This is a genomic window from Streptomyces sp. GS7, assembly GCF_009834125.1.
Lineage (GTDB): Bacteria > Actinomycetota > Actinomycetes > Streptomycetales > Streptomycetaceae > Streptomyces.
In genome coordinates, this window is sequence record NZ_CP047146.1 from 2,600,088 (window position 1) to 2,612,546 (window position 12,459).

The 12,459-nt window shown below is 72.7% G+C and carries 10 protein-coding genes and 1 pseudogene; 8 read left to right on the top strand and 3 right to left on the bottom strand.

The genetic code is table 11. The annotated features are described in order from the left end of the window. Positions 1–66: 66 nt before the first annotated feature. Positions 67–1,260 carry an acyl-CoA dehydrogenase family protein gene (locus tag GR130_RS11210; RefSeq protein WP_159504584.1) on the top strand — a complete coding sequence of 398 codons (1,194 nt, stop codon included), beginning with the start codon at positions 67–69 and terminating at the stop codon, positions 1,258–1,260. Positions 1,261–1,353: 93 nt separating this feature from the next. Here GR130_RS11210 and GR130_RS11215 read toward each other — a convergent pair whose 3' ends face one another. The 3 genes and pseudogenes from GR130_RS11215 to GR130_RS11225 form a co-directional block, all read right to left on the bottom strand. Next, positions 1,354–1,803, bottom strand: a complete 450-nt coding sequence (locus GR130_RS11215) for a cell division protein SepF (RefSeq protein WP_159504585.1) — start codon at positions 1,801–1,803, stop codon at positions 1,354–1,356. Positions 1,804–2,254: 451 nt separating this feature from the next. Beyond that, a complete protein-coding gene (locus GR130_RS11220) occupies positions 2,255–3,259 on the bottom strand; it encodes an ABC transporter substrate-binding protein (protein ID WP_159504586.1) in 1,005 nt (334 codons plus the stop codon). Beyond that, positions 3,256–3,767: pseudogene (locus GR130_RS11225) on the bottom strand (GNAT family N-acetyltransferase). Before GR130_RS11225 ends, GR130_RS11220 begins: the two are co-directional and overlap by 4 nt. Positions 3,768–4,314: 547 nt before the next feature. On the opposite strand from GR130_RS11225, the gene GR130_RS11230 reads away from it, so the two are divergent. From GR130_RS11230 to GR130_RS11260, 7 genes are all read left to right on the top strand, one after another. Next, entirely contained in the window at positions 4,315–5,172 is an 858-nt protein-coding gene (locus tag GR130_RS11230; protein ID WP_159504587.1) for an amino acid ABC transporter permease, read from the top strand. Next, on the top strand, positions 5,169–7,073 hold the full coding sequence (locus GR130_RS11235) for an FAD/NAD(P)-binding protein (protein ID WP_159504588.1): 1,905 nt from the start codon (positions 5,169–5,171) through the stop codon (positions 7,071–7,073). The genes GR130_RS11230 and GR130_RS11235 overlap by 4 nt, the downstream gene beginning before the upstream one ends. Then, positions 7,057–7,971: an amino acid ABC transporter permease gene (locus GR130_RS11240; protein WP_159504589.1), complete on the top strand. Its 915-nt coding sequence runs from the start codon at positions 7,057–7,059 to the stop codon at positions 7,969–7,971. Before GR130_RS11235 ends, GR130_RS11240 begins: the two co-directional genes overlap by 17 nt. A 5-nt stretch (positions 7,972–7,976) precedes the next feature. Further along, positions 7,977–8,780, top strand: a complete 804-nt coding sequence (locus GR130_RS11245) for an amino acid ABC transporter ATP-binding protein (protein ID WP_201305164.1) — start codon at positions 7,977–7,979, stop codon at positions 8,778–8,780. Between the two features lie 65 nt (positions 8,781–8,845). Next, positions 8,846–9,820 (top strand): ABC transporter substrate-binding protein, encoded by a 975-nt coding sequence (locus GR130_RS11250; RefSeq protein ID WP_159504591.1) that lies wholly within the window; start codon positions 8,846–8,848, stop codon positions 9,818–9,820. A 202-nt stretch (positions 9,821–10,022) separates the two neighbouring features. After that, positions 10,023–10,964 (top strand): slipin family protein, encoded by a 942-nt coding sequence (locus GR130_RS11255; RefSeq protein ID WP_159504592.1) that lies wholly within the window; start codon positions 10,023–10,025, stop codon positions 10,962–10,964. A gap of 402 nt (positions 10,965–11,366) precedes the next feature. Continuing rightward, positions 11,367–12,437, top strand: a complete 1,071-nt coding sequence (locus GR130_RS11260) for a S1 family peptidase (protein WP_443043589.1) — start codon at positions 11,367–11,369, stop codon at positions 12,435–12,437. The last annotated feature ends 22 nt before the right edge of the window (positions 12,438–12,459 follow it).

Sequence of the window (12,459 nt, forward strand, 5' to 3'; positions counted from 1 at the left end):
CCGTACCGTCGGACGCGCGTAACTACCACTGCTAGTTTTTCGCGCGAACCCGCCGGAGGCCCCGCCATGTCCGCAACGCCGACCTCGCTTCCGCCGTTCGACCCGGGCGACCCCCTGGGCATCGACGATCTGCTCACCGACGAGGACCGCGCGGTCCGCGCCACCGTCCGCCGGTGGGCCGCCGACCGCGTACTGCCGCAGATCGCCGACTGGTACGAGCGCGGCGAACTCCCCGGCATCCGCGAACTCGCCCGCGAACTCGGCTCGATCGGCGCCCTCGGCATGTCGCTGACCGGATACGGCTGCGCCGGCGCCTCCCACGTCCAGTACGGGCTCGCCTGCCTGGAACTGGAGGCCGCCGACTCCGGTATCCGCTCGCTGGTCTCCGTCCAGGGCTCGCTGGCCATGTACGCCATCTGGCGCTTCGGCTCCGAGGAGCAGAAGCAGCGCTGGCTGCCGGGGATGGCCTCCGGCGAGATCATCGGCTGCTTCGGGCTGACCGAGCCGGACCACGGCTCCGACCCGGCGAGCATGCGGACCTACGCCAGGCGCGAGGGGTCCGACTGGGTGCTGACCGGGCGCAAGATGTGGATCACCAACGGGTCGGTGGCCGGTGTCGCGGTGGTCTGGGCGAGGACCGACGACGGCATCCGCGGCTTCGCGGTACCGACCGACAGCCCGGGGTTCTCCGCCCCCGAGATCAAGCACAAGTGGTCGCTGCGCGCCTCGGTCACCAGCGAACTGGTCCTGGACGAGGTACGGCTGCCCGCCGACGCGATGCTGCCCGACGCCGCCGGGCTGGGCGCCCCGCTGCGGTGCCTGAGCCACGCCCGCTACGGGATCGTCTGGGGTGCGATGGGGGCGGCGCGCAGCTGCTTCGAGACGGCCCTCGACTACGCGCGCACCCGCGAGCAGTTCGGCCGGCCCATCGGCGGCTTCCAGCTCACCCAGGCCAAGTTGGCGGACATGGCGCTGGAACTCCACAAAGGGGTGCTGCTCGCCCACCACTTGGGGCGGCGCTTCGACGCCGGGAAGCTGCGCCCCGAGCAGATCAGCTTCGGCAAGCTCAACAACGTCCGGGAGGCGATCGAGATCTGCCGTACGTCCCGGACCATCCTCGGCGCCAACGGGATCTCGCTCGAATACCCCGTCATGCGGCATGCCACGAACCTGGAGTCGGTGCTCACCTACGAGGGCACCGCGGAGATGCACCAGCTGGTGCTGGGCAAGGCGCTCACCGGGCTCGACGCCTTCCGGTGAGCGGCCCTGCCGCTGCTCGCGGGTACCGCCCTTGCCGGGGACGGTGCCGCGGGCGCCCGGCGCCCGGGCCCCCGGCCGAAACCCCCACGCCGGTCAACTCTGGTTGAAGAAGCCGCCGTTGCGGTGCGCGCGGGACTCGCCGGAGACCACCTTGTAGTCGGCGGGGGTCAGCAGGAACACCCGGGTCGCGACCCGCTCGATGGAGCCGCGCAGGCCGAACGTCAGGCCGGCGGCGAAGTCGACCACGCGCTTGGCGTCGGCGGGCTCCATGGCCGTCAGGTTGACGATCACCGGGACGCCGTCCCGGAAGAGCTCGCCGATGTTGCGGGCGTCCCGGAAGGAGGCCGGGGTGACCGTGGCGATGCGGGTGCCCTGGTCCTGGGCGGCCTCGTCGGCCACCCGGACCCGGGGGTCGGTCACCCAGGGGCTGCCACCCGAGTCCGCGGACTCGGGTCCCTCGGCGTAGTCGTCGTCGTAGTAGCGCTCGTCATCGTTGTCGTCCACGAGGCCAAGCCAGGCACTCGCCTTGCGCACCGATCCCATTGACGCCTCCTCTCACCCGCGGTGTCTGTGTTCTGTCCGCCCCTATCGTCGTTCATGAGGCCGAGTGTGTGCCAAGTGGATAGCCGCCGCACGGGGGGTTCGTGACATATCTGGTGCAAAGAGGGTGGTGCACCGTCAGGTTGCGTGCCCCGGTGGTGAACTGACAGTACGACGGGGGTCACGGTCGGTACCAGTCCGCAGATGTCGGCAGGTGGCCGGTGTCGACAGGTTCGGATCCGCGGGGAGCGCGCGGGCGGGCCCAGGGCATATGTCGTCGGTCTTGGCCGCAGGTCTGGGTAAGCCCGATGATCGGGTGACTGACCCAGAGGAGTGTCGTTGACGCCGCGGCGGAAACCGCTCCGCTCGTCGACGCGGACCGGGTGGGAGTGCCGGGGCGCCGGGCGTACCGGCCCACGGGGGCGGGCGGTCCGGCGGCCGCCCGCCCCCGTCGTCAGCGGAGCTCCGGCGGGCTGATCCGCGAGGTGGCGATGGCCGAGGGGGCGGTGCCCCACTTCTCCAGGATCCGGTCGTAGGTCCCGTCCTCCTTGAGGCGGTTGACCGCGGCCTGGAAGGCGGGTGCCAGCGGTGTCCCCTTCTTGAAGGCGAAGCCGACGTCCAGGCGCCGGAACTCGTTGAGGAACCTCAGTCCCGGCTGTTGCTTCACGGCGTAGCGCAGCCCGTTGACGGTGCTCATCACCACGTCGCTGCGGCCCTGCCGGAGCGAGATCCACAGCGCGCCCTGCTCCGCGAAGGTCGTGACGACGTACGGCTTCTTCCCGGCGTCCTTGCAGCGGTGTGCGTTCTCCGCCAGCGTGGCCTCGAAGGTGGTGCCGGCGCCGGTGGCGACGGTCAGGCCGCACAGCCGGGTCAGTGCGGTGATCTTCTTCAGCGGGCTGTCGGCGCGGACCGCGAAGCCCTGGCCGTCGTCGACGTAGGTGACGAAGTCGATGGTCCTGCGGCGTTCGTCGGTGACGCCGAAGTTGCCGGTGCCCACGTCGTACTTGCCGCTGCCCAGGGCCGGGAGGATCGCCTCGAAGCTCGCCACCTCGCGGTGGAGCCGGATGCCGAGGACCCTGCCGACCGCGTCCGCGAAGTCGATGTCCTGGCCGGCCAGGGTCGTGCCGTCGGGCAGGTAGGTGGCGCCGGGTGGGCTGCCGACGGCGGCGGCGAGGGAGAGGGCGCCGCGGGCGCGGACGCCGGCGGGCAGCAGCCGTGCCGCGGCCGGGTCCTTGTGGACCGCGGAGACCACGTCCGCGGTGGGGATGCGGGCGTCGGCGGCGGCCGGTCCGGCGTCCCTGGCACCGGACGCCGCACCGCCCGTACCGCAGGCGGTGAGCGACAGCACCGCGGCCGCCAGCAGGGCTGCGGTACGGGACGGGAGGATGGGGGTCCCCCTGTTCGAGCGAAGCCGGGAGTGGAGGAGGGGCCGGCGGGCCCGGCGGCTGCGGGTGGTCATGGTCGGGGGATCTCCAGATGCTTCTCGAACGGCAGCGGGCCGATCGACTCCGGTGCCGCGGTGAGGTCGAACAGCGGGCGGTAACCGGCGGCGGGATAGAGGCCCTTGGCCTCGGGCTGGCGGGGGCCGGTGGTCAGGTGGACGCGGGTGCAGCCGCGGTCGGCGGCGTGCCGCTCCAGGGCGTCCAGGACGCGCCGGGCCAGTCCGCGCCGGCGGTGCGCGGAGTGGGTCCAGATCCTCCCCCGGACTTCGTCCGGGGGTACCCCCATGCGTTCGGCGGTGTCGGGGTCGTAGCGGCGGCGCCCCCGGGCGGGGCGAACTCCTCGGCCGGGTACTCCAGGCTCAGGTCGACGGGCTTGTCGTAGCGGGTGCTGTACTCGTGGGTGAGCCCGTCCAGCAGGGGGCGGGCTGGGGGGTCCCCCCGGCCGCAGGCCGGGGGAGGGTCGGTGACGGTGGTGTGACGGATCGTCAGGCAGGCCGCGTGCGGCGGCCGTGGCGCGGCGGTCATCGAGTCGCCTCCGTGTCCAGTGGCGCCGCTCGACGGCGTACGAGCGCGCCGGGGAAGGGAAGTTACGGGACGGGCGAAACCGAGAACAGAGTGCGGGGGCGGGACGGGGCAACGGGGCGGAGCGAGGGGAGGGGTGCGCCCTACGAGGGCGCGGGGTGTGAAGGCGCGCGGCGGGAAGGGGGGTCCGGACCGGCCGGGAGGGCCGCGGGGACCGGGAGAACCGCGAAACGGCCCGGCCTGGGGCGGCGGGCTTCAGGGCAGGGGATCAGCTCAACAGGACGCGGACCACACACGACCGAAGTCGATGTGGTCGCGGGTGACCAGCCGCTGCCATGGATGCATGGAACCAAGTGGAACAGGCATCCGTTTCCGCGTCAACCGCCGAGTGATCCATCGCTCACCGTACGGACGGCGGGCCAACCACCCTTGACAGCGGGCCGTGTTCACCCCATAGCCTCAAGGACCGGTCGTGCTGAGGGGCGCGGCCCGTTCCGCCCGTGTGAAGGCGCGCGACTCCCGTGATCGACAGCGTCCACGGAGCCTTCGCATGTCTTCCGACACCCTCGACGCCCCCGCCGTGGCCCCGCCCGGCGCACCGGACGGTGCCGTACCGCGCATCGTGCCGCGGCGCCGCACCGGCCAGTGGGCGGCGGCCGTCCTCGTCCTCGCCCTGGCGGCCCTGGCCGTCACGTCCGTGGTCCGCAATCCCGCCTTCCAATGGGACGTGGTCGCCGACTACTTCCTGACCGGCGCGGTGCTGCGCGGTCTGTGGCTCACCCTCTGGCTGACCGCCGTGGTGATGGTGCTCGGCTTCGCGCTGGGCACCCTGCTCGCGGTGCTGCGGCTGTCCGGCAACCCCGTGCTGCGCGGCGTCGCCCGCGGCTACGTCTGGCTGTTCCGGTCGATGCCGATCCTGGTGCAGCTGCTGTTCTGGTTCAACATCGGTGCGCTGTACCCGGTCGTCCTCGGCGTCCGCACGGTCGACCTGCTCGGCCCGGTCGCCGTCGCCGTCATCGGGCTCACCCTGCACGAGGCCGCGTACGCCGCCGAGGTCGTCCGCGGCGGCGTGCTGTCCGTCGACAAGGGGCAGGTGGAGGCCGCGCAGTCGCTGGGGCTCGGGCGCTGGCGGCGGCTGCGCCGGATCGTGCTGCCGCAGGCGATGCGGTCGATCGTGCCGCCGGCCGGGAACATGCTGATCGGCACGCTCAAGGGCACCTCGATCGTCAGCGTCATCGCGGTCCAGGACCTGCTCTACTCCGTCCAGTTGGTCTACCACCGCACCTACGAGGTCGTCCCGCTGCTGCTGGTGGCGACCCTCTGGTACGTCCTCGTCACCTCCCTCCTCGGCGTCGGTCAGCACTACATCGAGCGGCACTACGCCCGCGGTGCGGCCGGTGTCCGGTGAGGCCGGCCGCGCGCGGCGCCGTACGGCCGTCGGTGGTGATCGTGGGCGCCGGCCCGCGGGGCACCGGGATCCTGGAACGGATCGCCGCCAACGCCCCCGAGCTCTACGGCGATACGCCGCTCGACCTGCACCTGGTCGATCCGCACCCGCCCGGCGGCGGCCGGATCTGGCGCCGCGACCAGTCCCCGCTGCTGTGGATGAACTCCCTGTCCGAGGACGTCACCATGTTCACCGACGAGAGCGTCGAGTTGGCGGGGCCGGTGCGGCCCGGCCCCTCGCTCGCCGAGTGGGCGCGGGCGGTGCGGGCCGGCGAGATCCCGGTCGCGCCGGACCTCGCCGACGGCGTCGCGGCGCTGGGGCCGCAGGACTTCGCCGGGCGGCACCTGCAGAGCGCCTATCTGCGCTGGGTGTACGAGGAGGCGGTGGCCGCGCTGCCGCCGCGGGTCGCCGTGCACGAGCACCGGCGCACCGCGCTGCGGATCTCCGGGCCGCGCGACGGGCGCCAGCAGGTGTGGCTGGCGGGCCGCCCCACCCCGCTGCGGGCCGATCTGGTCGTCCTGGCGCTCGGCCATCTGGAGTCGGAACTCTCCGAGGAACAGCGGGAATTGAGCGGCTTCGCGGCCCGGCACGGGCTGACGCACCTGCCGCCGGCGTTCACCGCCGACAGCGATCTGAGCGCGCTGCGGCCGGGCGAGCCGGTGCTGGTGCGCGGTTTCGGACTGGCCTTCGTCGACCTGATGGTGCTGCTGACCGAGGGGCGCGGCGGCACGTACACCACGGGAGCCGACGGGAAGTTGACGTACCGGCCCTCGGGCCGCGAACCGGTCCTGCACGTCGGATCGCGGCGCGGGGTGCCCTACCACTCCAAGATCGGCTACCGGCTGTCCGGTGAACGGCCGCCGCTGCCCCGGTTCTTCGGGCCGCGGCAGGTCGACGAGCTGCTGGCCCGGCCCGGCGGCCCGGACTTCCGGCGCGACGTGTGGCCGCTGATCGACAAGGAGCTGGGCTTCGCCCACTACCACCGGCTGTTCACCGCGCACCCCGAACGCACCCGGATGCACCGGCCGGACTTCGAGGAGAAGTACGCCGCCGCCGACCCGGGCAGTGCCGCACTCCAGGCCCTGGTCGCCGCCGCGGTCCCGGACCCGGCCGACCGGCTCGACCTGGACGCGCTGGACCATCCGCTGGACGGGGTGCGCTACGCGGACGGCGCGGCCCTCCAGGAAGGGCTGCGCGGCTACATCGAGGCCGACCTCGCCCGCCGCCACGACCCCGCGCACAGCCCGGACCTGGCGGTCTTCCTCGCGCTGCTGTCGGTCTACGGGCAGCTGGTCCGGATCGGCGACCGCGGCCCCTGGTGGCACGGCTTCTTCAGCTATCTCGCCTCCGGTCCCCCGGGACCGCGGCTGCGGCAGCTGCTCGCGCTCTCCCGGGCCGGGGTGGTGCGCTTCCTGGGCGCCGGCCTCACCGTCACCGCCGACGAGGCCCACGGGGTGTTCCGCGCCACCGGCGCGAGCGTGCCCGGGGAGTCGGTCGCGGCGCGCGCACTGGTGGAGGCGCGGCTGCCGGAGCCGACCGTCGCGCACACCCGGGACCGGCTGCTGCGCGCCCTGTACGCCGAGGGCGCGGCGGCGACGCCCGCCGGCCTGCTGGCCGTCGACCCCGCCGACGGCCGGATCCTGGACCGGGCCGGCCGCCCGCATCCGCGCCGCTTCGCCCTCGGCCCGCACACCGACGCGCGGGCCGGCGGCGCCTTCACCCGCCCCCGTACCAACGCGCCCGCCTTCCGGCAGAACGACGCGAGCGCGCGCGCCCTGCTCACCTTCCTCCGGGACCGCACCGCCCCGCCGGTACCCGTCCCCGCACTCACCCCCGAGGACCCCGATGCCGCTGACCAGTGATCCGCCCGCCGGCTCCGCCCTCGCCGGGACGCCCGCCCCGCAGCGGACCGGGCCCCCGAAGGCGGACGATCCGGCGGCCCTGAAGGTCGTCCCCGTACGCCACCCCTGGCGCTGGGCGGCGATCGCGGTGACCGCCGTGCTGCTCGCCCAGTTCGTGCACGGACTGGTCACCAACCCGGCCTGGGAATGGGGGGTGTTCGCCCAGTTCTTCGCCACCGGGACGGTGCTGAAGGCGGTCTGGGTCACCTTCCGGCTGACCGCCTACGGCACCGCCCTGGGCTTCGCGCTCGGCATGGTGCTGGCCCTGATGCGGCTGTCCGCGAGCCCGTTCCTGCGCTGGGTCGCCTTCGGCTACATCTGGGCTTTCCGGTCCGTTCCGCTGATCGTCCAGCTGCTGTTCTGGTTCAACCTCTCCTACCTCTACAAGCGGCTGGACTTCGGGATCCCCTTCGGCCCCGGCGTCTTCCACCTCGACACCATGGGGCTGGTCGGCGCGATGGGCGCGGCGGTGCTCGGGCTGGCGCTGCACCAGGCCGCGTACGCCGCCGAGATCGTCCGCGCCGGGGTGCTGGCGGTGGACGGCGGGCAGGTGGAGGCGGCGGCCGCCCTCGGCATCCCCCGGCTGCGCCGGCTGCGGTGGATCGTGCTGCCGCAGGCGATGCGCTCCATCCTGCCGAACGCCGGCAACGAGGTGATCTCGCTCTTCAAGGGCACCTCGATCGTCTCCGTGATGGCGATCGGCGAACTCTTCTACCAGGTCCAGGTCGTCTACGGACGGAACCGCCGGGTGGTGCCCCTGCTGATGGTGGCCACCGCCTGGTACATCCTGCTCACCACCGTGCTCTCCGTCCTCCAGCACTACGTCGAACGCCACTACGCCAAGGGAGCCGCGCGGTGAACGCCATGGTCGAGGTCCGCTCCGTCCACAAGAGCTTCGGCTCGCTCGACGTGCTGAAGGGGGTGGACCTCCAGGTCCGTACCGGCGAAGTCGCCGTCGTCCTGGGCCCGTCGGGCTCCGGCAAGTCCACCCTGCTGCGCACCATCAACCACCTGGAGAAGGTCGACAGCGGCTGGATCAGCGTCAACGGCGCGCTGATCGGCTACCGGCGCGGTGACGACACCGCGGCCCGAAGGGCCTTCGGCAAGGGCGGTGGCGGGCGACGGGCGGGCCGGCTGTACGAGCTGCGGGAGCGCGACATCCTCAAGCAGCGCACCCGGATCGGTTTCGTCTTCCAGAACTTCCACCTCTTCCCGCATCTGACGGTGCTGGAGAACATCACCGAGGCACCGGTCTCCGCGCTGCGCCGGCCGAAGGCGGCGGCGGTGCACACCGCCGAGCGGCTGCTCGACCGGGTCGGGCTCGCCGACAAGGCAGGCGCCTACCCCGGGCAGCTCTCCGGCGGCCAGCAGCAGCGGGTCGCCATCGCCCGGGCGCTCGCCCTGGAGCCGGAGCTGCTGCTCTTCGACGAGCCGACCTCGGCGCTCGACCCGGAGCTGGTCGGTGAAGTCCTCGATGTCATCAAGGACTTGGCGGGCCGGGGCACCACGATGATCGTCGTCACCCACGAGATCGGCTTCGCCCGCGAGGTCGCCGACACCGTCGTCTTCATGGACGGCGGGCGGATCGTCGAACAGGGCCCGCCCGGTGAGGTCCTGGACCACCCGCGCCACGAGCGCACCAGAGCCTTCCTCTCCAAGGTCCTGTGACCCCGACGCTCCCTGCCCCCGGCACCCGCCCACCTCGCCCCGCCCCGCCCACGAGGAGACATCCGTTGATCCGCCGCACGGTCGCCGCCGCCCTCGCGCTCGCCGCCGGCTCCGTCCTGCTCACCGCCTGCGGCGCCGGCGACGCGGCGGGCGACACCGTGGACGCCGCCGCGGGGAAGAACGCGCCGAAGCTCGACCTCGGCCCGGACCAGCACCGGATCCGCGGCACCAAGGACCCGCAGGCCGCCGCGCTGGTGCCGCGGCGGGTCCGGGACACCGGCGAACTCCGCATCGGGGTGGGCGCCGAGAGCAGCCCGCCGCTGACCTTCTACGCCACCGACGACAAGACCCTGATCGGCGTGGAGGAGGACCTGGCCACCCTCGTCGCCGACACCCTCGGCCTCACCCCGCACTTCGCACCGCTCTCCTGGGAGAACCTCTTCGTCGGCCTGGACAGCGGCCGACTCGACGCGGTCTTCGGCAACGTCACCGTCACCGAGGAGCGCAAGGAGAAGTACGACTTCGCCACCTACCGGCTCGACAAGCTGGCGATGGAGGCCAGGAAGGGCAGCGGCTGGAAGGTCCGCGGCGCCCGGGACGTCGCGGGGCGGACCATCGCCGTCGGCTCCGGCACCAACCAGGAGAAGATCCTGGTCGAGTGGAGCAGGCAGGACGAGAAGGCCGGCCGCAAGCCGGTCGACATCAAGTACTTCCAGAAGCCCTCGGACGTCTACCTGGCACTCCGATCGGGCCGCGTCGACGGCTACTTCGGCCCCAACCCGTCCGTCGCCTACCACGTGGCCACCGCCGGGCAGACGGAGATCACCGGAACCTTCTCGGGCGGCGGCGCCACCGTCCAGGGGGAGATCGCCGCCACGACGAAGAAGGACAGCGGCCTGGTGCAGGCGTACGCCGCCGCGCTCCGCAAGGTCATCCACGACGGCCGCCACGCCAGGGTGCTGGCCCGCTGGGGGCTGTCCGGCGAGGCCGTCGCGACCTCGCGCGTCAATCCGCCCGGCCTGCCCAGGACCGCCGACTGACCCCGTGCCGCGCGCCCGCGGAGCCCGGTGCGCGCGGTGTGGCCGCTTCCTGACCGGCCGACGCGCGGACCGGGCCCCCGCAGGCCGGCGGGCGGGGCCCGGCCCCGGGCTCGCCACGAGCCTCGACCGCCTCCCGGGCCGGGCCTACCATGGGAGACAAAAGCGACTCGGGCGACGCAACGGCACACTTCAGGGAGCCGTGATGGTCGAAGAGCTGGTCGCGGCCGGGGTGGCGCTGGCCTCCGCGGGCGCGGTGTATCTGATGGCGGCGGCGCGGGTGGTCAAGCAGTACGAGCGCGGCGTGGTGCTCCGGCTGGGACGGCTGACCGACGAGGTGCGCGAGCCGGGCTTCAACATGATCATCCCCGGCATCGACCGGATGCGTAAGGTCAACATGCAGATCGTCACGATGCCGGTGCCCGCGCAGGAAGGCATCACCCGCGACAACGTCACGGTCCGGGTCGACGCGGTGGTCTACTTCAAGGTCGTGGACGCCGCCGACGCGGTCGTCCGGGTCGAGGACTACCGCTTCGCGGTCTCGCAGATGGCGCAGACCTCGCTGCGGTCGATCATCGGCAAGAGTGAACTGGACGACCTGCTGTCGAACAGGGAGAAGCTCAACCAGGGCCTGGAGCTGATGATGGACAGCCCGGCCATCGGCTGGGGCGTGAGCGTCGACCGGGTCGAGATCAAGGACGTCTCGCTGCCGGAGACGATGAAGCGCTCGATGGCCCGCCAGGCGGAGGCGACCCGGGACCGGCGGGCCCGCGTGATCAACGCGGACGCCGAACTCCAGGCGTCCAAGAAGCTGGCCGAGGCCGCCGCGGCGATGTCCGACCAGCCCGCGGCGCTGCAACTGCGGCTGCTGCAGACCGTGGTGGCGGTCGCCGCCGAGAAGAACTCCACCCTGGTCCTGCCGTTCCCCGTGGAGCTGCTGCGGTTCCTGGAGCGCTCCGGGCTCCAGGCCCAGGCGCAGACCGCCCAGGCGGAGGCGGAGACCGAACGGGCGCGCGCGACGGGTCCGGCCGCGCCCGCGGCCCCGGCTACGGCCCCGGCTCCGGCTCCGGCTCCGGTGGAGAACGGCGCCGCCGACGGTGAACTGCCCTTGCTGGAGGACCTCCCGGAGGCCGAGAACCTGTCGTAGGCCCCGCCGCCCCCGCTGATCGCCGTACGTACCCGTCCCCGTAGGGGGCGCGCGTACGGCGATTTCGCGCGCTGCGCGCCGTCGCTTTCCGGACATTGGCAACCCTCACACTTCGCGCGCCGCCGGCGGCCCGGCACGCCCTCTGATGTCCGCACTCGGGATCGGCGCGTGCGGATATCGGTGTGAGTGTCGTGTGACGAAAAGGTGAACTCCCGTACCCAAGACCGGAACTCGGTCTTGTGCACGAGTGTGGCGGGTGGGAATACTCGGCTCCGCACGTTGGCATGGACGCGACTCCCCGAGGTGCCGTTGTGGGGCCGAGCCGTCTGTGCTCCGATTCCCCACTCTCGGGCCCGTGCGCTCCCCTCAGTCCGGGCCCATCCCCCCACGGGAGGCTCTGAGTTGAAGCACCGACGCATACCCAACCGCCGCGCGATGCTGGCCGGCGCGGGCGCGCTCGCCCTCGCCACCACCGCGACCGTCACCCTCGCCAACGCCAACGCGGCCCCGGCCCCCACCCCCACGGTGGCCAAGCTCACCCCGGCCGCGGCGACCACCCTGGCGTCCCAGCTCAAGACCGGTACGGCCGGCGCCTATTACGACGCCCAGGCCCGGAAGCTGGTCGTCAACGTCGTCGACCAGGCCGCGGCCAAGACCGTACGGGCCAAGGGCGCGGAGGCCAGACTCGTCAAGTACTCGCTCGCCCAGCTCGACTCGGCCCGGCAGACACTGAAGGCCAGGGCCACGATCCCCGGCACCGCCTGGGGCGTGGACCCGAAGAGCGACAAGGTCGTGGTGACCGCCGACCGCACGGTCAAGGGCGCCAGGCTGGCCCAGCTCACCAAGGTCGCCAAGGGCCTCGGCGACAAGGTCGAACTCCGGCAGACCAAGGGGGAGTTCAAGCCCCTGATCGCCGGCGGTGACGCGATCTGGGGCAGCAGCGCCCGCTGCTCGCTCGGCTTCAACGTGACCAAGGGCGGCCATCCGTACATCCTGACCGCCGGCCACTGCGGCAACGCCGTCCAGGACTGGTCCGACCAGCAGGGCGGCCAGACGATCGCGACCACCGAGGACTCCAAGTTCCCGGGCACCGACTACTCGATCGCCAAGTACGCCAGCGACGCCGCCCAACCCAGTGAGGTCGACCTCTACAACGGCAGCACCCAGAAGATCACCAAGGCGGCGGACGCCACCGTCGGCGAGAAGGTGAAGCGCAGCGGCAGCACGACCCAGGTGCACGACGGCACCGTCAAGGCGCTGAACGCCACCGTCAACTACCAGGAGGGCTCGGTCAGCGGCTTGATAGACACCGACGTCTGCGCCGAGCCCGGTGACAGCGGCGGTGCCCTCTTCGACGGCGAGAGCGCGCTCGGCCTCACCTCCGGCGGCAGCGGCGACTGCACCAACGGCGGCGAGACCTTCTTCCAGCCGGTTCCGGCGGCCCTCCAGGCCGAGGGTGCGCAGATCGGCTGACCTCCGCGCGTATGATGCGGCA